This is a genomic window from Streptomyces sp. NPDC005070 (assembly GCF_053600395.1).
This window is the reverse complement of sequence record NZ_JBSFZS010000007.1, coordinates 67,679-93,733: the sequence shown is the minus strand read 5'-3', so window position 1 is coordinate 93,733 and position 26,055 is coordinate 67,679. Positions and strand designations below refer to the sequence as shown.

Below are 26,055 nucleotides of genomic sequence, written 5' to 3'. Positions count from 1 at the left end.
CCCGTGATCCGGGACGGGCCCCGGCACGGCCCCGGCCGCGGTGGCGGAGCGGGTCGACAGCCGCCGCCCGCGTGCCGGGTGCCTCGTGGCACACGTGTGCGGCGCCCGCGCGGCCCGGCAACGGCCTTGTCCGCGCGCCCGCCGTGCGTACCCTGTGCCGCATGAAACGCGCGGATTGTCTGTTCTTCGTTCTGGCCGCCGTGCTGATCACGGCGGCGGTCCATCTCGCCACGCCCGAGCACGCCACGGCCGACGCCAAGAGCGGCGCGCCGCCCGCGGCCCGGTCCCACGTGCAGGCCAAATTGACGCGGACGGCCGACGCCACGGTCGTCGCCGGGCGGCCGGCGGGCCTCGCCGCTCCCGGCAAGAAGGAACTCGCCCAGAAGATCGTGGCGAGTGCCGAGAACTCCACGCTGACGTGGCACGAGGCGTACGGCTACATCGAGGACATCGGCGACGGCCAGGGCTACACGGCGGGCGTCGTCGGCTTCTGCACCGGCACCCACGACCTGCTCACCCTCGTCGAGCGCTACACCGAGGCACACCCGGGCAACGGGCTCGCCCGCTATCTCCCGGCCCTGCGCGAGGTCGACGGCACCGACTCCCACGAGGGCCTGGACCCGAACTTCCCGGCCGCCTGGCGTCACGAGGCCGGCCTCGCAGCGTTCCGCGAGGCCCAGGACTCCGAGCGCGACCGGGTCTACTTCGACCCCGCGGTCCGGCTCGCCAAGCGCGACGGTCTCGGCACGCTCGGCCAGTTCATCTACTACGACGCCATGGTGCTGCACGGTCCGGGGACCGGCGACCACAGCTTCTACGGGCTGCGCGAGCGCGCCGTGCGCGAGGCGGACCCGCCGTCCGAGGGCGGCGACGAGAAGACGTACCTCGGCACCTTCCTGGACATCCGCCGCGCGGCCATGAAGTCCGAAGACCCCGACCGTGACACCACCCGCGTCGACACGGCCCAGCGCCGGTTCCTCGACGAGGGCAACCTCGGCCTGCGCACACCGCTGGAGTGGAAGGTGTACGGCGAGACCTACCGCGTGCCGTAGGCGCCGGGCGAATGCGGACATGCGGCGGCGCCTGCCCGGTCGTCCGGTCGGGGACAGGGGGGCAGGCGCCGTCTCGTGTTCCGCACGCCTTTGTGCGGGACGTTCTCGAGTGACCGTGTCAGGTCACGCATCCATGGGTCAGACCGTCAGCGAACGGTCCGTCGGGCGGATCGGGGCCGGCAGGTCGCTCGCTCCGGTGAGGAAGCGGTCGACACCGCGGGCGGCCGAGCGGCCCTCCGCGATGGCCCAGACGATGAGGGACTGGCCGCGGCCCGCGTCACCGGCGACGAACACTCCGGGAACGTTGGTCGCGAAGTCGGCGTCGCGGGCGATGTTGCCGCGCTCGTCGAGCTCCAGACCGAACTGGGAGACCACGCCGTTCTCGACGTCCGTGCCGGTGAACCCCATCGCCAGCGTCACGAGCTGGGCGGGGATCTTGCGCTCCGTGCCCGGCTTCTGGTTCAGCTTGCCGCCGGTGAACTCTACCTCGACCAGGTGCAGCCACTGGACGTTGCCGTCCTCGTCGCCCTCGAAGTGGGTGGTGGAGACCGCGTAGACGCGCTCGCCGCCCTCCTCGTGCGCGGAGGTGACCTTGTAGAGCATCGGGAACGTCGGCCAGGGCTGGCCCGGGTTCCGCTCCTCGCCCGGCCGCGGCATGATCTCGAGCTGCGTGACCGAGGCCGCGCCCTGACGGTGGGCGGTGCCCACGCAGTCCGCGCCCGTGTCGCCGCCGCCGATGACCACGACGTGCTTGCCCTCGGCGGTGATCGGGGGCGCCACGAAGTCGCCCTCCTGCACCTTGTTCGCCAGCGGCAGGAACTCCATGGCCTGGTGGATGCCGGTCAGCTCCCGCCCGGGGACGGGCAGGTCACGGGCGGTCGTGGCACCGGCGGCGATGACCACGGCGTCGTACCGCTTGCGCAGGTCCGTCGCCTTGAGGTCGCGGCCGATCTCGATGCCCGTACGGAAGCGGGTGCCCTCCGCGCGCATCTGCTCGATGCGGCGGTTGATGTGCCGCTTCTCCATCTTGAACTCGGGGATGCCGTAGCGGAGCAGACCGCCGACGCGGTCGGCGCGCTCGTACACCGCGACCGTGTGACCGGCCCTCGTGAGCTGCTGGGCGGCGGCGAGTCCGGCCGGGCCGGACCCGATGACCGCGACGGTCTTGCCGGAGAGGCGCTCGGGGGCCTGGGCCGCGACGGAGCCGCTGTCCCACGCCTTGTCGATGATCGAGACCTCGACGTTCTTGATGGTCACGGCGGGCTGGTTGATGCCCAGCACGCACGCGGACTCGCACGGCGCGGGGCACAGCCTGCCGGTGAACTCCGGGAAGTTGTTCGTGGCGTGCAGCCGCTCGGAGGCGGCCTGCCAGTCCTCGCGGTACGCGTAGTCGTTCCACTCGGGGATCAGGTTGCCCAGCGGACAGCCGTTGTGGCAGAACGGGATGCCGCAGTCCATGCAGCGCGAGGCCTGCTTGGAGATGATCGGGAGCAGCGAGCCCGGAACGTAGACCTCGTTCCAGTCCTTGAGCCGCTCCTGGACCGGCCGGGACCTGGCGACCTCACGGCCGTGGTTCAGAAAGCCCTTGGGATCAGCCATTGGTCGCCGCCTCCATCATCTTCTCGGTGATCGCGGACTCGTCGAGTCCGGCTCGCTCGGCGGCGTCCTTGGCGGCGAGCACTGCCTTGTACGTGCTGGGGATGATCTTGCTGAAGCGCTCGACGGCGACGGGCCACTCGGCGAGCAGCTTCTCGGCGACCGTCGAGCCGGTCTCCTCCGCGTGCCGGCGCACGACGTCGTGCAGCCACTGCTTGTCGGCGTCGTCGAGCTCCACGACGGCGTCCACGCTGGCGACGTTCACGTTGTCGCGGTCGAGGTCGATCACGTAGGCGACGCCGCCGGACATGCCGGCCGCGAAGTTGCGGCCCGTCTCGCCGAGGACGACCGCGTGACCGCCGGTCATGTACTCGCAGCCGTGGTCGCCCACGCCCTCGGAGACCACCAGCGCGCCCGAGTTGCGGACGCAGAAGCGCTCGCCGGTGCGGCCGCGCAGGAACAGCTCGCCGCCGGTCGCGCCGTAGGCGATGGTGTTGCCCGCGATCGTCGAGTATTCGGCGAGGTGGTCGGCGCCCCGGTCGGGGCGGACGACGACACGGCCGCCGGAGAGGCCCTTGCCGACGTAGTCGTTGGCGTCGCCCTCCAGGCGCAGCGTGACACCGCGCGGGAGGAAGGCGCCGAAGGACTGGCCCGCCGAGCCGGTGAAGGTGATGTCGATGGTGTCGTCGGGCAGGCCCGCGCCACCGAACTTCTTCGTCACCTCGTGGCCGAGCATGGTGCCGACGGTGCGGTTGATGTTGCGGATCGCGACCTGGGCCCGGACCGGCTGGGCGTCGGTCGCGGAGTCCGCGGCCAGCGCGTCGGCGGCGAGCTTGATGAGCTCGTTGTCGAGCGCCTTCTCCAGGCCGTGGTCCTGCTCGATGACCTGGTGCAGCGCCGCGCCCTCGGGCAGTTCGGGCACGTAGAAGAGCGGGGACAGGTCCAGGCCCTGCGCCTTCCAGTGGGTGACGGCGCGCTCGACGTCGAGGTTCTCGGCGTGGCCGACGGCCTCCTCGATGCTGCGGAAGCCGAGCTCGGCGAGGATCTCGCGGACCTCTTCGGCGATGAACTTGAAGAAGTTGACGATGTACTCGGCCTTGCCGGCGAACCGGTCGCGCAGCACCGGGTTCTGGGTGGCGATGCCGACCGGGCAGGTGTCCAGGTGGCAGACGCGCATCATGACGCAGCCGGAGACGACGAGCGGCGCGGTCGCGAAACCGAACTCCTCGGCGCCGAGCAGCGCGGCGATGACGACGTCGCGGCCGGTCTTGAGCTGGCCGTCGGTCTGCACGACGATGCGGTCGCGCAGGCCGTTGAGCAGCAGGGTCTGCTGGGTCTCGGCGAGGCCGAGCTCCCAGGGGCCGCCCGCGTGCTTGAGCGAGGTGAGCGGGGAGGCGCCCGTTCCGCCGTCGTGGCCGGAGATGAGCACGACGTCCGCGTGGGCCTTGGACACGCCCGCCGCGACCGTGCCGACGCCGACCTCGGAGACCAGCTTCACGTGGATGCGGGCCTGCGGGTTGGCGTTCTTGAGGTCGTGGATGAGCTGGGCCAGGTCCTCGATGGAGTAGATGTCGTGGTGCGGCGGCGGGGAGATCAGGCCGACACCCGGGGTCGAGTGACGGGTCTTGGCCACCCACGGGTAGACCTTGTGGCCGGGGAGCTGGCCGCCCTCGCCGGGCTTGGCGCCCTGGGCCATCTTGATCTGGATGTCGTCCGCGTTGACCAGGTACTCGGAGGTCACACCGAAGCGGCCGGAGGCGACCTGCTTGATGCTGGAGCGGCGCGCCGGGTCGTACAGCCGGTCCGCGTCCTCGCCGCCCTCACCGGTGTTCGACTTGCCGCCGAGCTGGTTCATGGCGATGGCGAGGGTTTCGTGCGCCTCCTTGGAGATGGAGCCGTACGACATGGCGCCGGTGGAGAAGCGCTTGACGATCTCGGAGACCGGCTCGACCTCGTCGAGGGAGATCGACGGGCGGTCCGACGCGAAGCCGAACAGGCCGCGCAGCGTCATCAGGCGCTCGGACTGCTCGTTGACGCGGTCGGTGTACTTCTTGAAGATCTCGTAGCTGCCGGAGCGCGTCGAGTGCTGGAGGCGGAAGACCGTCTCCGGGTCGAACAGGTGCGGCTCGCCCTCGCGGCGCCACTGGTACTCGCCGCCGATCTCCAGGGCGCGGTGCGCCGGGGCGATGCCGGAGGCGGGGTAGGCCTTGGCGTGCCGGGCGGCGACCTCCTTGGCGACGACGTCGAGGCCGGCGCCGCCGATCTTGGAGGCCGTGCCGTTGAAGTACTTCTCGACGAAGGCCTTCTCCAGGCCGACGGCCTCGAAGACCTGGGCGCCGCGGTAGGAGGCGACGGTCGAGATGCCCATCTTGGACATGACCTTCAGGACGCCCTTGCCGAGCGCGTAGATCAGGTTGCGGATGGCCTGCTCGGCCTCGATGCCCTGCAGGAAGGTGTCGGCGCGGACGAGGTCCTCGACGGACTCCATCGCGAGGTACGGGTTGACCGCCGCGGCGCCGAAGCCGATGAGCAGGGCGACGTGGTGGACCTCGCGGACGTCTCCGGCCTCGACCAGCAGGCCCACCTGGGTGCGCTGCTTGGTGCGGATGAGGTGGTGGTGGACGGCCGCGGTGAGCAGCAGCGAGGGGATCGGCGCGTGCTCGGCGTCGGAGTGACGGTCCGACAGGACGATCAGGCGGGCGCCGTTCTCGATGGCGGCGTCGGCCTCGGCGCAGATCTCGTCGATGCGGGCGGCGAGGGTGTCGCCGCCGCCGGAGACCCGGTACAGGCCGGACAGGGTCGCGGCCTTCATGCCGGGCATGTCGCCGTCGGCGTTGATGTGGATGAGCTTGGCCAGCTCGTCGTTGTCGATCACCGGGAAGGGCAGGGTGACGCTGCGACAGGAGGCGGCCGTCGGGTCCAGCAGGTTGCTCGCCGGGCCCAGCGAGGAGCGCAGGGAGGTGACCAGCTCTTCGCGGATCGCGTCCAGCGGCGGGTTGGTGACCTGGGCGAAGAGCTGGGTGAAGTAGTCGAAGAGCAGCCGCGGGCGCTGCGAGAGCGCGGCGATCGGCGAGTCGGTGCCCATCGAGCCGATCGGCTCGGCGGCGGCCTTGGCCATCGGCGCGAGGATGATCCGCAGCTCCTCCTCCGTGTAGCCGAAGGTCTGCTGGCGGCGGGTGACCGAGGCGTGGGTGTGCACGATGTGCTCACGCTCGGGCAGGTCGGAGAGCTCCATCTCGCCGGCTTCCAGCCAGTCCGCGTACGGCTTCTCGGCGGCGAGGCCGGCCTTGATCTCGTCGTCCTCGATGATGCGGTGCTCGACGGTGTCGACGAGGAACATCTTGCCGGGCTGGAGGCGGCCCTTGCGGACGACCCGCGCGGGGTCGATGTCGAGGACGCCGACCTCGGAGCCGAGGACGACGAGGCCCTCGTCGGTGACCCAGTAGCGGCCGGGGCGCAGTCCGTTGCGGTCGAGGACCGCGCCGACCTGGGTGCCGTCGGTGAAGGTGACACAGGCCGGGCCGTCCCAGGGCTCCATCATCGTGGAGTGGAACTGGTAGAAGGCGCGCCGGGCCGGGTCCATGGAGTCGTGGTTCTCCCACGCCTCCGGGATCATCATGAGCACGGAGTGCGGCAGCGAACGGCCGCCGAGGTGCAGGAGTTCGAGCACCTCGTCGAAGGAGGCCGAGTCGGAGGCGTCCGGGGTGCAGACGGGGAAGATCCGCTGCAGCTTGTCGTTGTCACCGAAGAGGTCCGAGGCGAGCTGGGACTCGCGGGCGACCATCCAGTTGCGGTTGCCCTTGACCGTGTTGATCTCGCCGTTGTGCGCGACGAAGCGGTACGGGTGGGCGAGCGGCCAGCTCGGGAAGGTGTTGGTGGAGAAGCGGGAGTGCACGAGCGCGATCGCGGAGGCGAAGCGGCGGTCGGACAGGTCCGGGAAGAAGGGCTCGAGCTGGCCGGTGGTCAGCATGCCCTTGTAGACGATGGTCCGGGCGGACAGCGAGGGGAAGTAGACCCCTGCCTCGCGCTCGGCGCGCTTGCGCAGCACGAAGGCGCTGCGGTCGAGGGCGATGCCCTCGTTCTCGCCGTCGGTGACGAAGATCTGGCGGAAGGCCGGCATCGTCGAGCGGGCGGTGGCGCCGAGGAGCTCGGGGGCGACGGGGACCTCGCGCCAGCCGAGGACGGTGAGGCCCTCTTCGGCGGCGATCGTCTCGATCTGCGAGACGGCGTTGGCCGTGCCCTCGTTCGGGAGGAAGGCGATGCCCACCGCGTACGCACCGGCTGCGGGAAGCTCGAATCCGGCCACTTCGCGGAGGAAGGCGTCCGGGACCTGGGACAGGATGCCGGCGCCGTCACCCGAGTCGGGCTCGGAGCCGGTGGCACCGCGGTGTTCCAGGTTGCGCAGAACGGTGAGCGCCTGCTCGACCAGCGCATGGCTCGCCTCGCCGGTGAGGGTGGCCACGAAGCCGACGCCGCAGGCGTCGTGCTCGTTGCGGGGGTCGTACATACCCTGCGCAGCAGGGCGAGCATCCATGAAGGACCACTTCTGGTCGTTCGTGGAGTGCTGGGACGGCTGGCGCGGAGTACGCATCGGCTCTCCCGTCGTCGTCGGGGCGGGGGGTCTCCCTGGCTCTCGGGCACTGGGGAGACATCTGCCGAGGGACGACTCTGGCCCTCTGCTGGGTGCAAAATTTCGTGCAGGTTACATGATGGAGTGGTTCTCGTGAACCGGATACTTCGTTCCAACATGCGGACACCATAGGAGCCGCGCCGGGGATGTCGGGCTTCAGCGGTGGAAGGTTTGGGACCTGAGCGGACAGATCGATGACCATCGGTCCGGTTCGCGGCGGAGGTGGTGGTCCGGCACGAGGGATGCGGCGCGGGCGTCATTGCCCGCGGCGCTTACGGCTCATTCCCAGCAGCCACGGAATCGAAACCGCCGGGTAACAATTACTTATGCAGTCCCGTGCATAGGTGATCGAGGCCTCATCCTACGGCCGCGCCGAACAAAGTGCCGAGGGCGTACGTCACACCTGCCGCGGCGCCACCGAGAGCGAGCTGCCGCAGTCCGCTGAACCACCAGGACCGCGCGGTCACCTTGGCCACGACGGCACCGCACGCGAAGAGCCCGATCATGGCGAGCAGCAGCGCGGGCCACAGCACGGTCGCGCCCAGCAGATACGGCAGTACGGGCAGGAGGGCGCCGAGCGCGAACGAGCCGAAGCTGGACACGGCGGCGACGGCCGGGGAGGGCAGGTCGCCGGGGTCGATGCCGAGTTCCTCGCGGGCGTGGATCTCCAGGGCCTGCTCGGGATCGCGGGAGAGCTGCCGGGCGACCTCGCGGGCCAGGGACGCCTCGACGCCGCGGGCCTCGTAGAGCGCGGCCAGCTCGCGCTCCTCGTCCTTGGGGTGCTTGCGCAGTTCGCGCCGCTCGACGTCGAGTTCGGCCTCGACGAGCTCACGCTGCGAGGCGACGGAGGTGTACTCGCCGGCGGCCATGGAGAAGGCTCCGGCGGCGAGGCCCGCGAGTCCGGTGATGACGATCGTCTGCTGGGACACGGAGCCGCCGGCGACGCCGGTCATCAGGGCGAGGTTGGAGACCAGGCCGTCCATGGCGCCGAACACCGCCGGGCGCAGCCATCCGCCGTTGACGTCGCGGTGGGTGTGGTTGTCGCGGTGCGCCACATGCAGCGCCGCCTCGGTCTCGATGATCGCCATACTCGTCCCCCTGAGAGCCTGATTGGACTGCTTCCACTTTTCGACAACCCCAAAAGTACGCCGAGAAATTCCCCGCCGCCAGCAAGGAAAGGCTGGGCTAACCTGCGGTTTTACCCTTCGACGCTCATCCGTGGCATGTCATGCACATATGTCGACCGGGTGACAGTGGAGCCCATGAGGCTCCTGTCAACCGCCAAGGTGGGACAGATCCGCAAAGGGTTCCGCGCGCCGCATTCCGCGCGCCGGCAGGGGCCCTGAGAGGAGAAGCACGTATGGCTTCCATCGCCTGCATTCCCTCGGCCCCGGCACCCGGGAGCGCCGCCGCTCTCCGTGACCGGGCACGCGGCGCACTGCTCGGACTCGCCGTCGGGGACGCGCTGGGCGCACCCGCCGAGAACATGAAGCCGTCGGAGATCCGCGCCCGGTGGGGCCGGATCACCGGGTACGTCGCCGAACATCCGGCCGGGACGGACGACACCGAGTACGCGATCTTCTCGGGACTGCTGCTGGCCCGGCACGGCTCGGCGCTGACCGTGGCGCACGTCGAATCGGCCTGGCACCAGTGGATCGCGGACCGCGACGAGGGGCCGTTCCGCGGCGCCGGGTTCAGCGAGCGCGGCACGCTGGAGAACCTGCGCCGGGGGCTCGCGGCGCCCATCTCCGCCCAGCACCGGCACGCCTGGAGCGACGGTCTGGCCATGCGCGCGGCGCCCTTCGGCGTCTTCGCCGCCGGCCGGCCCGCCGAGGCGGCCCGGCTCGTGGCGATCGACGGCTCGGTGAGCCACGAGGGCGAGGGCATCTACGGCGGGCAGGCCGTCGCGGCGGGGGTCGCCGCCGCGATGGCGGGCGCCTCCACCGCCACGGTCGTCGCCTCCGCCCTGGCCGTCGTCCCGGACGACTCCTGGACGGCCCGCTCGCTGCGCCGCGCGGTCGCGGTGGCGCACCGCGGCGAACGCGCGGTGCGTTCCGCGGTCGTGATCGGCGGCTACCCGTGGACCGACCTGGCCCCCGAGGCCGTGGCCCTCGCCTTCGGCGCCTACGCGGCGGCGGACGGAGAGTTCACCGAGTCGGTCCTGACCGCCGTGAACATGGGACGCGACGCCGACACGACGGCCGCGGTGGCCGGGGCGCTGGCCGGCGCGACCCGGGGGATGTCCTCGGTCCCCGCCGAGTGGGCGGCGGCCATCGGACCGGCCCGCGGGAGCTGCCTGCCCTCCATGGAGGGCCACCACATCCTGGACGTCGCGGAACTGCTGACCCCGGAGCACGAGGAGAAGTGGGGCGCGGGGGGCCGCGTACCGCCCACGCCGGAACCCGGGTACGCGGTCCGGTCGCCGGACGCGGACAGGCGCGCGTCCACCGGCCGCGACGACGACGAGGCGCGGTCATGAGCCCCGGCCCGGCCGGAGACGACCGCGCCCCGGCACCGGCCGAGGGCGCGACACCGGCGACGCCCCCGGAGAACACGCCCACCCCGGCATCAGCCGACGAACCGGCCCGAACGCCCCACGCCGACCCCGCGCCACCCGCCGGGCGGGCGGAGCCCGTGGTGCTCGCCGCCGGGGCGAAGGCCGTGGCTGTCGCCGGGGGTGTCCTCGCCGGTGCCGTACGCGCCGGGGCGCTGCTCGGAGGGGGCGATCCGGCGGACCGCCGGGCCGCGGAGCCGGGCGCCCCCGCGCCGGCCGCCCCCGTGGTCCGGGAGGCCGGGGGCTCACCGGCCGGGGCGCCCGGGGAAGCAGGTGTGCGCCGGATCGAGGGACTGCTGCTCGGGCTGGCCGCCGGGGATGCCGCCGGGTGGCCCGCCGCGCGGCACCGGGCCGCGCGGATGCCCGAGTGGACCCGGCGGCTGACCCGCGAGCTGGACACCTTCGCGGAGCAGAACGCGACGACCACCCTGCCCGTGCCGATCGCCCTGAACCAGCCGCCGGAACCACTGCGGCTCGGCCCGTCGGACGACGCCGAGTGGGCGGCGTTCGCGGCGGAGGCCGTCCTGCGGGCCGGGGAGACCGGCGCGCTCGGCGACCTGAGCCTGAGCCGCAGGATGCGCGCGTCCATCGACCTGTCCTGGAACGCCGTCGCCAGCGAGGTCGCCGCCGCCGCGGACCGGGCCCCCGAGGTCGAGTCCGCCCTGCTCCCGCTGCGCGCCCGGATCTCGGTGCGGGCCGGACTCGGCAACCTCGCCACCGGTCTGCGCCCGCCCGCCACCGGCCACGACAACCCCCACTACTTCGACGACGCGGCCTGCGTACGGGCCTGCGTGCTCGCCGTGGCACACCCGGGAGACCCCCGACTCGCCGCGGAACTCGCCGAGTTCGACGCCCGCTACACCCAGGACGGCGACGGGGTGCACGGCGCCCGCGCCATGGCCGCCGCCGTGGCGCTCGCCCTCGCCGGCCACGACGTCGGCACCTGTGTGGAGGCGGCTCTCACCGAACTGCCCGCCGCCACGGAGATCGGCCGCAACGCCCGCGACGCCCTCGCGCTGGCCCAGGGCAGCGAGAGCACCTTCGCGCTGGTCCCCCTGCTCGAGCACCGGATCGTCGACCACGTCTACAGCTACGGGATCGCGGCCGCCGAGACCGTCCCCGTCGCCCTGGCCCTGGCGCTGGCCGCGCGCGGCCGCATCGCCGAGGCCGTACCGGCCGCCGCCTGCCTCTCCCGGGTCGCCGACTCGGCCCCCGCCCTGGCCGGAGCGCTCACCGGGGCGCTCGGCGGCGCCGCCGCGATCCCCTCCTCCTGGCGCGACGCCTGCCGCACTCTGTCCGGATGCGCGCTCCCCCGGCTGACCGGCACGGATCTCATCGGGCTCGCCGAACTCCTGGAGGCGACAGGACTCGCCGACCCGCTCGATTCCCCGGAACTGGCCGCCCCAGAGGGATGATTCGGGCATGACGCCCAAAGGAGAAGGAACGGGAACCCTCGACGAACGGATCACCGGAGCCCTCGTCGGAGCCGCCGTCGGCGACGCCCTCGGCGGACCCGTCGAGGGGTACTCCCCGGAGCAGATCGCCGAACGCCACGGCGGCCGCGTGCACGGCGTCGTCGGCCCCTGGAACGGCGACGCCTGGCCCACCGCCCGCCCCATCGCCCCGTACCACAAGGGCGACGGACACGTCACCGACGACACCCTGATGACCCATGCGCTGGTACGGGTGTACGCGGAAGTCCGCGACCACCTCGACGCCTACGCGGTCGCCGGGCACCTCGTCCCCGACCTGATGACAACCCCCCGCTGGATCCCGGAACTGGAGGCCGAGGCCCTCCCCCTCCAGCGGATCTTCCTCGCCGAGAAATGGCTGGTCGCCCGCCTCCACTACGGCCACGTCGACCCCCGGGAGGCCGGCACGGGCAACATCGTCAACTGCGGTGCCGCGATGTACATGGCCCCGGTCGGACTCGTCAACGCGGCGAACCCGGCGGGCGCGTACGCCGAGGCGCTCGACATCGCGGGCGCCCACCAGTCCTCGTACGGCCGCGAGGCCGCGGGTGTCTTCGCGGCGGCCGTGGCGGCGGCCTGCACCCCCGGCGCGACCCCCGCCTCGGTCGTCGCCGCGGCTCTGGCCCTGGCCAAGGACGGCACCCGCGCCGCCGTCGAGGCGGTCTGCGAAGTCGCCTCGCACCACACGGACTTCGAGTCGGCGCTCGTCCCGCTGCGCCGGGCGGTGGCCCCCTTCGACACCGTCGGCCCCGACTACCGCTCCCCCTCGCTCGGCGCCCGCCGCCCCTCACGTCTCCACTCCATCGAGGAACTCCCCGTCGCGCTGGGCATGTTGCTGGTGTCCGGCGGCGACTTCCGGCACGCGGTCCTCGGTTCGGTCAACTACGGGCGCGACTGCGACTCCATCGCCACCATGGCCGGAGCCCTCGCGGGCGCGCTCGGCTCCGAGGTCCCGCACGACTGGGCCAAGACGGTGGCCGAGTCCAGCCGCCTCGACCTCGACGCCCCCGCGCGTACGCTGGCCGAGGTGACCCGGGAGATCTTCGACCGTGACGTCCACCGCCGCCGGGCCCACGAGGCGGCGTACACCGCGCTGGCGGGAACACCGTGCTCCGGCTGACCTGGGTGCAGCCCGAGGACCTCCTCGGGCACGAGCTCCACCAGGCCGTGCAGGACGGCCGGGACCCGGCGGACGTCGCCGCCCGCTGGTACGCGGCGGGCGGCCGGACCGCCCCGCTGCGCGCGGGCGCGTCGGCGGCCCCGGCCTCGCCGTCCCTGCGCCGGCTGGCCGCCGGGCTCCTCGACGAACTCGCCGCCCTGCCGGGCAGGCTGGCCGACGACGAACCGACGGATCTGGCACTGATCAAGGCCCAGTGCCCCGACTGGCCGCCCCCGCGGTACGCGCCCCTGCCCGCTCCCGGCCCGGCCCGCCTGGAGGCGGCCTGGCTCGGGCGGGCCGTCGGTTGCCTGCTCGGCAAACCCGTGGAGAAACTCCCCCTGGAAGCGATCCGGGCCCTGGCCGAAGCCTCCGGCAACCGGCCCCTGCGCACCTGGTTCACCGCGCGGGGTGTACCGCGGGACCTGCTGGACGCCCACCCCTGGAACCGGCGCTCCGCCGCCACCTCCCTGGCCGAGAACATCGATGGCATGCCGGAGGACGACGACCTCAACTACCCGCTCCTGAACCTGCTGTTGCTCCAGCGGTACGGCCGGGACTTCACCACCGCGGACGTGGCCCGCCTCTGGCTCGACGAACTCCCCGCCGGCCGCACCTTCACCGCCGAGCGCGTCGCGTACCGCAACCTCCTCGGCGGGGTCGAGCCCCCGGACACCGCCCGCCACCACAACCCGTTCCGCGAGTGGATCGGCGCCCTGATCCGCGCGGACGTGCACGGCTGGACCAACCCCGGCGACCCGGCGGGGGCCGCGGAGCAGGCGTACCGCGACGCCGCCCTCACCCACACGGCCAACGGCGTCTACGCGGCGATGTTCACCGCCGCCGCCATCGCGGAGGCGGCCGGCGCGACCCGCGACGTCCACGCCTGCCTGCGCACCGGACTGAGAGTGGTCCCGCCCGGCTCCCGGCTGGCCCGGGCGGTCCGCCACGCCGTCCGCCTGGCCCGTACGACACCGGACTTCGACACGGTCGTGGACGAACTGCACGCCACCCACCGCGGCTGCCACTGGGTCCACGCCGTCCCCAACACCGCGCTGATCACCGCCGCCCTCACCCACGCGGACGGCGACTTCGGCGGCTCCGTCTGCCGGGCGGTGTCCGGCGGTCTGGACACCGACTCGAACGGGGCGACGGCCGGAAGCATCGCCGGCCTCCTCACGGGCGACCCCGCCGCTCTGCCCGACCACTTCACGGGCCCCCTCAAGAACCGGCTCGCCACCTCCGTCGCCGACTTCAACGGCATCGGCTTCGACGCCCTCGCCCACCTCACACAACGGGAGACCGTTCGCCCATGACCCATATCGCCGTGCTCGGCAGCACGAACATGGACCTCGTCGCGTATGTCGCCAAGGCCCCGCAGCGCGGAGAGACCGTGACGGGACGGGAGTTCCGCACGGTCCCCGGCGGCAAGGGCGCGAACCAGGCGGTGGCCGCCGCGCACGCGGGCGCCGACGTATCGCTGATCGGCGCGGTGGGCGCCGACTCCTTCGGCAGCCAGCTCCGCTCCACACTGGAGCACTTCGGCGTGAACACCGACCATCTGCGCACCACCGAGGGCCCGTCGGGCACCGCTCACATCGTGGTGGACGACGAGGGCGGCAACGCGATCGTCGTCATCCCCGGCGCCAACGGCACCGTCACCTGCCTGGCCCCCGGCGACGAGGGCCTCATCGCCAGCGCCGACGCGCTGCTCCTCCAGCTCGAGATCCCGCTGGAGGCCGTGCTCTCCGGCGCCGAGGCCGCCCGCAGACACGGCGTCCGTACGATCCTGACCCCGGCCCCCGCCCAGTTCCTGTCGCCCCAACTACTCTCCACCATCGACCTGTTGGTGCCCAATCAGCACGAGGCCGCCGCGCTCACCGGCTTCACCGACCCGCGCGGGGCCGCCGCGGCGCTCCTCGAACAGGTCCCGGAGGTCGTCGTCACCCTGGGCGCCGAGGGCAGCCTGTACGCGACCCGGGGCGCGAAAACCATCGCGGTGCCCGCGCCCAAGGTGACCGCCGTCGACTCCACCGCGGCGGGGGACACCTTCGTCGGCACCCTGGCGGTGGCGCTCGCGGAGGGCCGGGAGATGTCGGAGGCCATGGTGTGGGCGTCGGCGGCCGCCTCGGTGTCGGTGCAGCGGCACGGGGCGACGTCCTCGATGCCGTACCGCTCCGAGATCGACACCCAGGCCGGCGCATGAGCGGGCCCAGCGAGGGCGGCTCCCTCGCCGGCCTGCGCGTCCTCGATCTCGCGACCCTGTTCGCCGGGCCACTCGCCGCCACCATGCTCGGCGACTTCGGCGCGGAGGTCGTCAAGATCGAACACCCCGCCCGGCCGGACGCGTCCCGGGGTCACGGCCCCTCGAAGGACGGCGTCGGTCTGTGGTGGAAGATCCTCGGCCGCAACAAGCGCACGATCACGCTCGACCTGTCGAAACGCGGCGGCCGCGCGACCCTGCTCCGGCTCGCCGCCGACGCCGACGTGATCATCGAGAACTTCCGTCCGGGCACCCTGGAGAAATGGGACCTGGGATGGGCGGAGCTGTCCGCGGCCAACCCACGGCTGATCCTCGCCCGGGTCACCGCCTTCGGCCAGTTCGGCCCGTACGCGCACCGTCCCGGCTTCGGCACGCTCGCGGAGGCCATGAGCGGCTTCGCGGCCGTCACCGGCGAACCCGACGCCCCGCCGACCCTCCCGCCGTTCGGCCTGGCCGACTCGATCGCCGGCCTCACGACCGCGTACGCCGTGCTCACCGCGCTGCGGGCGCGCGACCGCACCGGCGAGGGCCAGGTGATCGACATGGCGATCATCGAGCCGATCCTGACCGTCCTCGGCCCGCAGCCGATCTGGTACGACCAGCTCGGCCATGTGCAGCCCCGCACCGGCAACCGCTCGGCGAACAACGCGCCCCGCAACACCTACCGCACGGCGGACGGCTCCTGGGTCGCGGTCTCGACCTCGGCGCAGTCGATCGCCGAGCGGGTGATGCGGCTGGTCGGCCGCCCCGACGTGATCGACGAGCCGTGGTTCGCGACCGGCGAGGACCGGGCACGCCACGCGGACATCCTGGACGGGGCGGTCGGCGCGTGGATCGCCGAGCGCGGCCGGGACGAGGTCCTCGCCGCCTTCGAGAAGGCCGAGGCGGCGATCGCGCCGGTCCAGGACGTCCGGGACATCATGAGCGACCCCCAGTACCAGGCCCTGGACTCGGTCACCCGCGTCGAGGACCCCGAACTGGGTCCGCTGCGCATGCAGAACGTCCTCTTCCGGCTCTCCGCCACACCCGGTGCGATCCGCTGGGCGGGCCGCCCGCACGGCGCGGACACCGACGCCGTGCTCGGTGAACTCGGCCTGACAACGGCCGAGATCGGGGCACTGAGGGCGGAGGGGGCACTGTGACCGCCGACCTCCTGCCGCTGACCTGGCTGTACGTGCCGGGTGACCGTCCCGAGGTGGTGGCCAAGGCACTGGCCTCCGGCGCTGACGTCGTCCTCGTCGACCTGGAGGACGCGGTCGCGCCGCACCGCAAGGAGTACGCCCGCTCGGCCACCGCCGACCTGCTCGCCGAGCCGCCGCCCGTCCCGGTGCATGTCCGGGTCAACGCCCTCGACGGCCCCTTCTGCGACGCCGACCTGAAGACGCTCTCGCCGCTGCGCGGCCTGTCCGGCCTGCGGCTGCCGAAGGTGACCTCGCGCTCCGACGTCGTACGGGTGGCGGAGAGCGCGACCCCCGCGGAGGGCGGCACCGTCCCGCTCTACGCCCTACTGGAGACCGCTCTGGGCATCGAGCGGGCCTACTCCATCGCCTCGTCCCATCGCGCGCTGCGCGGGGTCTCGCTCGGCGAGACCGATCTGCGGGCCGACCTCGGCGTCCGTGACGACGCGGGCCTCGACTGGTCCCGGGCCCGCCTGGTGGTGGCCGCGCGGGCGGCGGGGCTGCCGCCGCCGGCCCAGTCGGTCTACCCCGACATCCGCGACGTCGAGGGCCTGGCCTCGTCCTGCGCACGGGGTCGCGCCCTCGGCTTCCTCGGGCGCGCGGCGATCCACCCCCGCCAGCTCCCCATCATCGAGCGGGCCTACCTCCCCACTCCGGCCGAGGTCGATTCCGCCGAGGCCGTCATCCGGGCGGCCGCCGCGGATCCGGGCGCGCAGGCCCTGCCGGACGGCCGCTTCGTCGACGCGGCGGTGGTCACGGGCGCCCGCCGCATCCTCGCCCTCGCCCAGCGCCTGACCTGAGACCACGGGCCTGGGCAAGCGGCCCAGCGCGGCCGGCCCAGGGCGACACGAAGGGGGCGCCGCGTCCCGGACGCGGCGCCCCCTTTGCGTGTACGTGCGGGTACGGGGAGGACTCAGCCCTTCTTGGCCGACCCGGCCTCGTCCCGCGCCACGGACGCGGCACCGGACCCGTCCTCGGAGTCCTCCTCGGACTCCCGCGCGGAAGCGGGCTTGGCGGAGTCGCTGGACGTGGCGGAGTCGACGGTCGCGGCGGACTCGCCGACGGTCTCCTTGCCGAGATCGACCGGGTCGTCGCCGGTCCCGTCCTCGACCTCGGACTTGCCCTTGTCCTTGCCGACGGTCCCGGTCTCGTCCCCGGCCTCGCCCTCGGACTTGTCCTCGGCCTTGTCGGCCGCGTCCTCGGCGGACGCGGTCTCGTCGCCCTCGACGGCCGGCGCGTCCTCCTCGGCGCGCGGCTCCACGACCTCCTCCCGGCCCGGACGCAGCCGGGACGAGATCACGATGTAGACCACCGCGAGGAGGAAGACCACGATCGCGGTCCAGTCGTTCAGACGCAGACCCAGGATGTGGTGGGCGTCGTCGACCCGCATGTACTCGATCCAGCCGCGGCCGACGCAGTAGGCGGCGACGTACAGGGCGAAGGCGCGCCCGTGGCCGAGCTTGAAGCGGCGGTCGGCCCAGATGACCAGGAAACCGACGCCGACGCACCACAGGGACTCGTACAGGAAGGTCGGGTGGTAGTAGCCGGGGACACGGCCGTCCGTGGAGGACGTGATGTGCAGCGCCCACGGGAGGTCCGTGGCCCTGCCGTACAGCTCCTGGTTGAACCAGTTGCCCCAGCGCCCGGACGCCTGGGCGAAGGCGATGCCGGGTGCCACGGCGTCGGCCCAGGCGGGCAGCGGGATACCGCGGCGGCGGCAGCCGATCCAGGCGCCCAGCGCACCGAGGGCGATGGCGCCCCAGATACCGAGCCCGCCCTGCCAGATCTTGAAGGCGTCCACCCAGTCACGGCCCTCGCTGAAATACAGCTCGTAGTCCGTGATCACGTGGTAGAGCCGGCCGCCGACGAGGCCGAAGGGGACGGCCCAGACCGCGATGTCGGCCACCGTGCCGGCCCGCCCTCCCCGGGCGATCCAGCGCTTGTTTCCGAGCCAGACGGCCAGAAAGACGCCGATGATGATGCAGAACGCGTAGCCGCGCAACGGAATGGGGCCGAGGTGCAGCACACCGTGCGACGGGCTGGGAATGTAGGCAAGTTCCATGGCAAGGTCGACGCTACCGTGCCGGACGCCGCCCACGGCGGGCAGCCCCGCAACGGGTCCATAACGTGCGGTGCCCCCGGCCGGTGGAGGACGGGGGCACCGGGGCCGCGGGAGCGGCTCAGCCCTTGTTGGCCTCTTCCACCATCTGCTTGAGCTTGGCGGGGGTCATCGTCTGGTCCGCGTAGATGTTCTTGCCGCCCAGGAGCACGGTCGGGGTGCCCGAGAAACCGCCGGCCTGGAACGCCGCCTGCGACTTCCGGACCCAGGCGTCGTGCGTGCCGTCGTTGACGCAGGCGCGGAAGGCCGGGGTGTCCAGGCCGTCGACCTTGCCGGCGAGCTCGATGAGCTTGGCGTTGTCGGCGAAGGCGTCGTCGGTCTCCTTGGGCTGGTTCTCGTACAGCACGTCGTGGTAGGCGCGGAACTTCCCGGCGTCCTGGGCGCACGCGGCGGCGTTGGCGGCCTTGAGGGAGCCGCTGCCGCCCATGTTCCCGTCGATCAGGGTGACGAGGTGATACTCGACGCGCAGCTTCCCGGCGTCGGTCAGTTCCTGGATCGTCGGACGGTAGGCCGTCTCGAAGGCCTGGCAGGCCGGGCAGCGGAAGTCCTCCCACACCGTCAGGGTCGACTTGGCGCCGTCCTTGCCGACGGGGATCGCGAGACTGTCCTTGCCGGTGGCGCCCGAGGGCGACACGACCGGACCCGAGGTGTCGCTCTTCTTGTCCTTGCCCGAGTTGGCGGCCACCACGCCGATCACGGCGGCCAGGCCGAGGACGCAGATCACCGACGCCCCCACGATCAGCGCCCGGCGGCGCTTGTCCGCGGCCTTCTGCTTCTCTCGCTCGACCGCCAGCCGCTCGCGGGCGTTGCGCTTTCCGTCACGGTTCTTCTCGCTCACATCCGGCAGAACGAACCGGGGAGGCGCAGCGCGCCTCCCCGGACCGAGGTCCACTCGTTCGAGTGAGCGGATTGTCTGTTTCGCACGGATCCGCCGGTCGTCGCCGCACGGATCCGCTCCGTCGCGTCACACCGTTGTGCGCACACCCTTCGCGAGGTCGGCCGCGAGTTCCCGTACGGCTTCGAGGCCGGCCGCCTCGTCCGGCGCGTCCAGCATCCGCTTGACGAACGCCGAACCGACGATCACGCCGTCCGCGAAGCCGGCCACCTCGGCGGCCTGGGTGGCGTTGGAGACGCCGAGGCCGACGCAGACGGGCAGCTCGGTGGTGGCCTTGGTGCGGGCCACCAGGTCCTGGGCCTGGTTCCCGACCGACTCCCGGGTTCCGGTGACCCCCATCAGCGAGGCCGCGTACACGAAGCCGCTGCCGGCCGCGGTGATCTCGGCGAGGCGGGCGTCCTTGCTGCTCGGCGCGACGACGAAGACGGTCGCGAGGCCGTGCTTCTCGGCGTGCTCCCTCCACAGGGCCGACTCCTGGACGGGCAGGTCGGGCAGGATGCAGCCCGCGCCGCCCGCCTCGGCGAGCTCGGCCGTGAAGCGCTCGACGCCGTAGCGGTCGATCGGGTTCCAGTACGTCATCACGAGGACGGGCTTGCCGGTGGCCTCGAAGGCTTCCCGGACGGTCCGCATGACGTCCGCGATCCTGACGCCGCCGCGCAGGGCGATGTCGTCGGCGGTCTGGATGACGGGGCCGTCGAGGACGGGGTCGCTGTGCGGCAGCCCGACCTCGACGACGTCGGCGCCGCCCTCGAAGACGGCCTTGATCGCCGCGATGCCGCCGTCGACGGTCGGGAAGCCGGCCGGCAGATAGGCGATGAGGGCGGACCGCCCCTCCGCCTTCGCGCCCGCGAGGGTGTCGCTCAACAGCTGGATGTTGCCGCTCACTTGGCGTCCCCCTCGATCTCGGCGTTCTCGCTGTCGGCGTCGGCGGCGACGATCGCGTCCACGCCGTTCTCGTAGAGGCCGAAGTAGCGGGCGGCCGTGTCCATGTCCTTGTCGCCGCGCCCGGACAGGTTGATGACGATCAGCCCGTCCTTGCCCAGCTCCCTGCCGACCTCCAGGGCTCCGGCGAGAGCGTGGGCGCTCTCGATGGCCGGGATGATGCCCTCGGTGCGGGAGAGCAGCCGCAGGGCCTGCATCGCCGCGTCGTCGGTGACCGCGCGGTACTCGGCGCGGCCGCTGTCCTTGAGGTAGGAGTGCTCCGGGCCGATGCCGGGGTAGTCGAGTCCGGCCGAGATGGAGTAGGGCTCGGTGATCTGGCCCTCCTCGTCCTGGAGGACGTACGACCGTGATCCGTGCAGGATGCCGGGTTCGCCCGCGGTCAGGGTCGCCGCGTGCTCGCCGGTCTCCACGCCGTGTCCGGCGGGCTCGCAGCCGATCAGGCGTACGTCCGCGTCCGGGATGAAGGCGTGGAAGAGGCCGATGGCGTTGGAGCCGCCGCCGACGCAGGCGACGGCGGCGTCGGGCAGCCGTCCGGCGCGCTCCAGGATCTGGCGGCGGGCCTCGACGCCGATGACGCGGTGGAAGTCGCGGACCATGGCGGGGAAGGGGTGCGGTCCCGCGACGGTGCCGAAGAGGTAGTGCGTGTGGTCGACGTTGGCGACCCAGTCGCGGAACGCCTCGTTGATGGCGTCCTTGAGGGTGCGGGAGCCGGACTTCACGGCGATGACCTCGGCGCCGAGCATGCGCATCCGGGCCACGTTCAGCGCCTGGCGCTGGGTGTCGATCTCGCCCATGTAGATGGTGCATTCGAGGCCGAAGAGCGCGCAGGCGGTGGCCGTGGCGACGCCGTGCTGGCCGGCGCCGGTCTCCGCGATGACCCGGGTCTTGCCCATCCGCTTCGTGAGCAGGGCCTGGCCGAGCACGTTGTTGATCTTGTGCGAGCCGGTGTGGTTCAGGTCCTCGCGCTTGAGGAAGATCCGCGCGCCACCGGCGTGCCGGGCGAAGCGCGGCACTTCGGTGAGGGAGCTCGGGCGTCCGGTGTAGTGGACGAGCAGGTCGTCGAGCTCGCGGGCGAACTCGGGGTCCGCCTTCGCCTTGTCGTACTCGACGGCGACCTCGTCCACGGCGGCGACCAGCGCCTCGGGGATGAACTTGCCGCCGAACGCGCCGAAGTAGCCCTCGGCGCTCGGGACTTGACCGTCGGGGTCGGGAATGAAGAACTCGCTGGGCATACGGATACCTCGCAGGGGCGACAGCCCCGGTCACGGGATCGGACAGGGTCACGGAGAACCGGACGCACCCACGCTCCAGTGACACCGGCTCCTGCGCCGGTGACGTCGCCCGTCCTGTCGCGGTCCGCCCGCGCACCCGACGGACGAGCCGTCGCGGGGACCGCGTGCCGGATTCCGGCGCGGTCTCGGTGCGGGGTGGGACGCGGCCCGGTCCGCCCGGCCGTGGACGCGGCCCGGTTCACACACACGGTGACCGGTCCGGCGCGGGGCCGAGGGGATCAGGCCCGGTTCACCTGTGAGAGTGACCGGGCGGGGAGGGCGTGAGCGCGCGTACGCGCTCGGGCCATCGCATGCCGTTGACCTGACCCGGCTCGTCGCCGATGACGTAACGGACCCGGCGCCCGTGCACCCGGCGTGCGGGTGCCCTGCAGCCGCGCGGACGGCAGCCGCGGGCGAGTCGGGCGTAGGGATCACGGGCCGCCGAAAGCACGGGAAGCACGGCGGCGGCGGGCACGCCGAGGCGCCCGGCGTACGGGTCCCCGGGGAGCGAAGGGTGCGCGACGGGCGGCAGCGGGCCCTCGCCGCGCGCCGCGGGCCCGGGCGATCCGGTCCTCGCCCGTGGGAGCGCGCCGGCCGACGCCGGAGCGGCCGACCCCGCGCGCGCCGGTACGCCGTCGGGGCGAAGGCCCGGACGGGGTACGGCGGGGGCGAGGGTCGGGGCGGCCACCTGCGGGTCAGTCCCGTCCGTGCCGCAGGGCCGGGTGGGCGCCTGCCGCGACCAGGTCGGAGACGGCGGTCTTCGGGTCGCGGCCGGTGACGAGGGACTCGCCGACCAGGACCGCGTCGGCGCCCGCGTTGGCGTACGCGATGAGGTCGTGGGGGCCGCGGACACCGGACTCGGCGATCTTGACGAGGCTGTCGGGGATCTCGGGGGCGACCCGCTCGAAGGTCGTACGGTCGACCTTCAGCGTCTTCAGGTTGCGCGCGTTGACGCCGATGATCTTCGCGCCGGCGTCCACCGCGCGCTCGACCTCGTCCTCGTCGTGCACCTCGACCAGCGGCGTGAGCCCGATGGACTCGGCGCGCTCGATGAGGGACTCCAGGGCCGGCTGTTCGAGGGCCGCGACGATGAGCAGCGCCAGGTCGGCGCCGTACGCGCGGGCCTCCCAGAGCTGGTACGACGTGACGATGAAGTCCTTGCGCAGCACCGGGATGTCCACCCGGGCGCGGACGGCCTCCAGGTCGGCGAGCGAACCGCCGAAGCGGCGCTGTTCGGTGAGCACGGAGATGACGGCCGCGCCGCCCGCCTCGTAGTCGGCGGCCAGGGCCGCCGGGTCGGCGATCGCGGCGAGCGCGCCCTTGGAGGGGCTGGAGCGCTTGACCTCGCAGATGACCTTGACGCTGTCGCCGCGCAGGGCGGCCACGCCGTCCTTGGCCGCCGGAGCCTTCGCCGCGCGCTCCTTGAGCTCGTCGAGGCTGACGCGCGCCTGCCGCTCCGCGAGGTCGGCACGGACTCCGTCGATGATCTCGTCGAGCACACTCACGCGAGCGGCCCCCTTCCCTGCGGTGGACGGTTGAAGCAGTCGATCGGCGACCCGGGTTCACCGTCTCTGACGGAAAAGTCGGGTCACTGCGATGGTATCCGGAGGAAGGCGTAGCCCTCGCATCCGGTTGACGCCGGTCCCACTACCTGGACATTTGTCATTTGATCAAGGGTGCAGCCAGCCGCCGGAGGGAAGATTCCGGACAACGGTGAAGACCAGCGTCAACGCGCCCAGGCTCCAGAGGTGGACGGGTCCGAGGTCGAGCCGGGTGGGCCGTCCGAGCACGATGCGGATCACCCAGACGGCCCACAGCACCGCGAAGGCCAGGTACCCGCCGACGGCGAGCGCGTTGTCCGTGAGCGCCGTGGCGAGGTCCCCGTGCGCGAAGGCGTGCGCGCTGCGCAGACCGCCGCAGCCGGGGCAGTACACGCCCGTGAGGCGCAGCAGCGGGCAGACGGGGTAGTGGCCGGGCTCGTTGGGGTCGACGGCCCCGACGTACGCGAAGGCCCCCGCGACGGCCGCGAGCAGCCCGCCCGGAACGGCCAGCCGCCGCAGCACACCCGCGTCCGGCCCGGTCCGCGTCACCCTCTGGGTTTCGGCGTTCACGCGACGCATTCTGCCTCTCGCGCGGGCCGGGCGCTCGCCCGGGTACGAGGAAGGCGGCCCCGGCGAATCGCCGGGTCCGCCTTCCGTACAGCCTCAGTGGGTCAGGCGTCGGCGCCCACGGTCGAGCGCGCCGTGTTCGCGGGGTGCGGGGCGGCCTTCGGCTGGCCGAGGCCCATGCTCCGCATGACCACGCCCACGACACCGCCGAGGGCGACGACGACCATGCCGGCCCAGAAGCCCAGCGGTTCGGCCTTGACCATGAAGGCACCCGCGACGCAGAAACCGATGAAGGCGATGATGACACCGGTCCAGGCGGCCGGGGTGTGACCGTGGCTGCTGCCCGCCATGACTTGCTCCTCGTTGCTGTATGCGTGCGTGAGTCGGACGCTCACCGCCCATTGTCCCGTACGCACGGGTCCGCCGTGAGCGGGGGGTCACCCCCGCGCGTGCCGGTCCGGGCCGCTCACGGCGGAGGACCCGGACGCGGGGACGTCCCCGAACGTGGCCTAGGGGGTGTCCGGGTCGGGGCCGGTGGGGTCCTCGCCGCGGTCGAGGGCCTTCCAGAGGTCCTCGGGGCGGTCCGGGTCGACCGGCTTGGCCTTGCGGGGCCGGGGCCTGCCGTCCCGCTCGTAGCGGCCGGACATGGCGGGCCAGGAGCGGCCGTGGCGCAGCGCGAGCAGCCCGGCCAGCAGGATGAGCGCGCCGGCCGCCGCGGCCACGTACGGCCAGGCGGTGTGGCTGAGCCCGGCCGCGGTGGCGGCGGTGTTGCCGGAGGCGGAGGCGGCCCGCTCGTCGAGGGCGGAGCTGTCGCTCGCGCCGAGGACGGAGGCGACGGCGATGCCCGCGCCGGAGAGCGCGAGGAGCGCGGAGACCAGGAGGCGGCCGGAGCGGCGGACGGCGAAGACGGCGACGAGCGCGGCGAGGCCGACTATCGCGAGCGCCGCGGGCACACCCGTGACGTCGCTGCCCTTGACGGTCAGCGGGAAGTCGCCGCCGGCCACGGTCGCGGTCCCCCGCCCCCAGCTCTGCCGGCTGGCGAGCAGGGCGACGGCCGCGCCGAGCGCGCCGCTCAGCAGGGTCACGGCAAGGCTGCGGCGGCCGGACCGGGCGGGTCCCGCGGCTTCGGTTCGGGGGTGAGGTACAGCAGTCACAGACCCCACTATCGCCTGAACCCCGGGCGAACCGTCAGTCGGGGTTGCGTGAGCCTCGTCCTATTCGGGCTGTTCGGGCTGTTCGGGAGCGGTTCGCACGGGTCGTACGGCCCCGGACCGGCCCCGCCCGAGGCCACTCGCCGTGTAGGTCGGGCCTAGGCGGACACGGCCTGGCGGCCGAGGCGGTTGGCGGTGTGGACCGCTCGCAACACCGCCGCCGCCTTGTTGCGGCACTCGTCGTCCTCGGCCGCCGGGACCGAGTCGGCGACGATGCCCGCGCCGGCCTGGACGTAGGCCGTGCCGTCGCGCAGCAGGGCCGTACGGATGGCGATGGCGGTGTCGGAGTCGCCCGCGAAGTCGAGGTAGCCGACGCAACCGCCGTACAACCCGCGCCGGGACGGTTCCAGTTCGTCGATGATCTGCATCGCGCGCGGCTTGGGCGCTCCGGAGAGCGTTCCGGCGGGGAAGCAGGCGGTGAGCACGTCGAAGGCCGTACGGCCGGCGGCGACCCGGCCGGTCACCGTGGAGACGATGTGCATCACGTGCGAGTACCGCTCGATGGACATGAAGTCGACGACCTCGACGGAGCCGGGCTCGCAGACCCGTCCGAGGTCGTTGCGCCCGAGGTCGACGAGCATGAGGTGCTCGGCGCGCTCCTTGGGGTCGGCGAGCAGCTCGTCGGCGAGGGCCTGGTCGTCCTGGACGGTCGCGCCGCGCGGCCGGGTGCCGGCGATGGGGTGCACCATGGCCTGTCCGCCCTCGACCTTGACCAGGGCCTCCGGGGAGGAGCCGACGACGTCGAAGCCGTCGAAGCGGAACAGGTACATGTACGGCGAGGGGTTGGTCGCCCGCAGGACGCGGTAGACGTCCAACGCGCTGGCCGTGCAGGGGGTTTCGAAGCGCTGGGAGGGGACGACCTGGAAGGCCTCGCCGGCCCGGATGCGCTCCTTGATGTCCTCGACGGCGTCCTGGAAGTCGGGGCCGCCCCAGAGCGCGGTGTACTCGGGGAGTTCGGAGGGCGGGAGCGCGGCGGGCGGCTGGGACACCGGCCGGGAGAGGTCGGCTTCCATGGCGTCGAGGCGGGCGACGGCGTCCGCGTACGCCTCGTCGACGCCCGTGTCCAGGTCGTTGTGGTTGATCGCGTTGGCGATGAGCTGGACCGAGCCGTCCCAGTGGTCCAGGACGGCGAGGTCGCTGGTGAGCAGCATCGTCAGCTCGGGCAGCTTCAGGTCGTCCCGCTCGCCGGGGCCGATCTTCTCCAGGCGGCGCACGATGTCGTAGCCCAGATAGCCGACCATGCCGCCGGTGAAGGGCGGCAGTCCCTCGCCCTGCGGGGTGTGCAGCGCCTCGATGGTGGCGCGCAGGGCCGCGAGCGGGTCGCCGTCGACGGGGACGCCGACGGGCGGGGTGCCGAGCCAGTGCGCCTGTCCGTCGCGCTCGGTGAGCGTCGCGGCGGAGCGGACACCGACGAAGGAGTAGCGGGACCAGGACAGGGAGGTCCGGCCGTTCTCCGCGGATTCGAGCAGGAACGTGCCGGGGCGCTCGGCGGCCAGCTTGCGGTAGAGCGCGACCGGCGTGTCGCCGTCCGCGAGCAGTTTGCGGCTGACGGGGATGACACGGCGGTCGGTGGCCAGCTTGCGGAACGTCTCGAGGTCCATGGCGGCT

General features: G+C 72.8%; 21 protein-coding genes. 8 read left to right on the top strand and 13 right to left on the bottom strand.

Annotated elements, in window-relative coordinates; all coding sequences use genetic code 11:
* The first annotated feature begins 161 nt into the window (after nt 1-161).
* Entirely contained in the window at nt 162-1,052 is an 891-nt protein-coding gene (locus ACWEBX_RS04565; RefSeq protein ID WP_451883426.1) for a chitosanase, read from the top strand.
* A 138-nt stretch (nt 1,053-1,190) separates the two neighbouring features.
* Here the strand turns inward: ACWEBX_RS04565 and ACWEBX_RS04560 are convergent, their stop codons facing one another.
* The 3 genes from ACWEBX_RS04560 to ACWEBX_RS04550 all read right to left on the bottom strand — a co-directional run bounded on the left by ACWEBX_RS04560 (nt 1,191) and on the right by ACWEBX_RS04550 (nt 8,366).
* Entirely contained in the window at nt 1,191-2,651 is a 1,461-nt protein-coding gene (locus ACWEBX_RS04560; protein WP_451883425.1) for a glutamate synthase subunit beta, read from the bottom strand.
* Nucleotides 2,644-7,239: a glutamate synthase large subunit gene (gene gltB / locus ACWEBX_RS04555; RefSeq protein WP_451883424.1), complete on the bottom strand. Its 4,596-nt coding sequence runs from the start codon at nt 7,237-7,239 to the stop codon at nt 2,644-2,646. The genes ACWEBX_RS04560 and gltB overlap by 8 nt, the downstream gene beginning before the upstream one ends.
* 395 nt (nt 7,240-7,634) lie before the next feature.
* Nucleotides 7,635-8,366: a VIT1/CCC1 transporter family protein gene (locus ACWEBX_RS04550; protein ID WP_451883423.1), complete on the bottom strand. Its 732-nt coding sequence runs from the start codon at nt 8,364-8,366 to the stop codon at nt 7,635-7,637.
* 272 nt (nt 8,367-8,638) lie between these two features.
* Between ACWEBX_RS04550 and ACWEBX_RS04545 the strand changes: the two genes are divergently transcribed.
* The 7 genes from ACWEBX_RS04545 to ACWEBX_RS04515 are packed head-to-tail and all read left to right on the top strand — an operon-like array spanning nt 8,639 to nt 16,701.
* Nucleotides 8,639-9,757, top strand: coding sequence for an ADP-ribosylglycohydrolase family protein (locus ACWEBX_RS04545; RefSeq protein WP_451883422.1), 1,119 nt, complete (start codon nt 8,639-8,641; stop codon nt 9,755-9,757).
* The gene (locus ACWEBX_RS04540) at nt 9,754-11,247 is read left to right on the top strand and encodes an ADP-ribosylglycohydrolase family protein (protein WP_451883421.1); all 1,494 of its coding nucleotides are present in this window, start codon (nt 9,754-9,756) and stop codon (nt 11,245-11,247) included. Before ACWEBX_RS04545 ends, ACWEBX_RS04540 begins: the two co-directional genes overlap by 4 nt.
* A gap of 7 nt (nt 11,248-11,254) precedes the next feature.
* Nucleotides 11,255-12,424 carry an ADP-ribosylglycohydrolase family protein gene (locus ACWEBX_RS04535; protein ID WP_451883420.1) on the top strand — a complete coding sequence of 390 codons (1,170 nt, stop codon included), beginning with the start codon at nt 11,255-11,257 and terminating at the stop codon, nt 12,422-12,424.
* A complete protein-coding gene (locus tag ACWEBX_RS04530; protein WP_451883419.1) occupies nt 12,412-13,776 on the top strand; it encodes an ADP-ribosylglycohydrolase family protein in 1,365 nt (454 codons plus the stop codon). The genes ACWEBX_RS04535 and ACWEBX_RS04530 overlap by 13 nt, the downstream gene beginning before the upstream one ends.
* Complete coding sequence (gene rbsK / locus ACWEBX_RS04525) at nt 13,773-14,666, top strand: ribokinase (RefSeq protein ID WP_451883418.1); 894 nt, start codon at nt 13,773-13,775, stop codon at nt 14,664-14,666. Before ACWEBX_RS04530 ends, rbsK begins: the two co-directional genes overlap by 4 nt.
* The gene (locus ACWEBX_RS04520; protein ID WP_451883417.1) at nt 14,663-15,865 is read left to right on the top strand and encodes a CaiB/BaiF CoA transferase family protein; all 1,203 of its coding nucleotides are present in this window, start codon (nt 14,663-14,665) and stop codon (nt 15,863-15,865) included. The genes rbsK and ACWEBX_RS04520 overlap by 4 nt, the downstream gene beginning before the upstream one ends.
* Nucleotides 15,862-16,701, top strand: coding sequence for an HpcH/HpaI aldolase/citrate lyase family protein (locus ACWEBX_RS04515; RefSeq protein WP_451883416.1), 840 nt, complete (start codon nt 15,862-15,864; stop codon nt 16,699-16,701). Before ACWEBX_RS04520 ends, ACWEBX_RS04515 begins: the two co-directional genes overlap by 4 nt.
* 113 nt (nt 16,702-16,814) lie before the next feature.
* Here ACWEBX_RS04515 and lgt read toward each other — a convergent pair whose 3' ends face one another.
* The 10 genes from lgt to ACWEBX_RS04465 form a co-directional block, all read right to left on the bottom strand.
* Nucleotides 16,815-17,963, bottom strand: a complete 1,149-nt coding sequence (lgt, locus tag ACWEBX_RS04510) for a prolipoprotein diacylglyceryl transferase (protein ID WP_451883415.1) — start codon at nt 17,961-17,963, stop codon at nt 16,815-16,817.
* A gap of 118 nt (nt 17,964-18,081) precedes the next feature.
* Nucleotides 18,082-18,858, bottom strand: coding sequence for a DsbA family protein (locus ACWEBX_RS04505; RefSeq protein ID WP_451883414.1), 777 nt, complete (start codon nt 18,856-18,858; stop codon nt 18,082-18,084).
* Nucleotides 18,859-18,984: 126 nt separating this feature from the next.
* Nucleotides 18,985-19,800, bottom strand: a complete 816-nt coding sequence (gene trpA, locus ACWEBX_RS04500) for a tryptophan synthase subunit alpha (protein ID WP_451883413.1) — start codon at nt 19,798-19,800, stop codon at nt 18,985-18,987.
* Nucleotides 19,797-21,089: a tryptophan synthase subunit beta gene (gene trpB, locus ACWEBX_RS04495; protein ID WP_451883412.1), complete on the bottom strand. Its 1,293-nt coding sequence runs from the start codon at nt 21,087-21,089 to the stop codon at nt 19,797-19,799. The genes trpA and trpB overlap by 4 nt, the downstream gene beginning before the upstream one ends.
* Nucleotides 21,090-21,378: 289 nt before the next feature.
* The gene (gene trpM, locus ACWEBX_RS04490; protein WP_451883447.1) at nt 21,379-21,498 is read right to left on the bottom strand and encodes a tryptophan biosynthesis modulator TrpM; all 120 of its coding nucleotides are present in this window, start codon (nt 21,496-21,498) and stop codon (nt 21,379-21,381) included.
* Between the two features lie 325 nt (nt 21,499-21,823).
* Complete coding sequence (gene trpC / locus ACWEBX_RS04485; RefSeq protein ID WP_451883411.1) at nt 21,824-22,633, bottom strand: indole-3-glycerol phosphate synthase TrpC; 810 nt, start codon at nt 22,631-22,633, stop codon at nt 21,824-21,826.
* A 165-nt stretch (nt 22,634-22,798) separates the two neighbouring features.
* Complete coding sequence (locus ACWEBX_RS04480) at nt 22,799-23,248, bottom strand: DUF2752 domain-containing protein (RefSeq protein ID WP_451883410.1); 450 nt, start codon at nt 23,246-23,248, stop codon at nt 22,799-22,801.
* 92 nt (nt 23,249-23,340) lie between these two features.
* Entirely contained in the window at nt 23,341-23,586 is a 246-nt protein-coding gene (locus ACWEBX_RS04475) for an HGxxPAAW family protein (protein WP_451883409.1), read from the bottom strand.
* 159 nt (nt 23,587-23,745) lie between these two features.
* Entirely contained in the window at nt 23,746-24,399 is a 654-nt protein-coding gene (locus ACWEBX_RS04470) for a TIGR02234 family membrane protein (protein WP_451883408.1), read from the bottom strand.
* A 146-nt stretch (nt 24,400-24,545) separates the two neighbouring features.
* Nucleotides 24,546-26,048, bottom strand: a complete 1,503-nt coding sequence (locus ACWEBX_RS04465; RefSeq protein WP_451883407.1) for an anthranilate synthase component I — start codon at nt 26,046-26,048, stop codon at nt 24,546-24,548.
* Nucleotides 26,049-26,055: the final 7 nt, after the last annotated feature.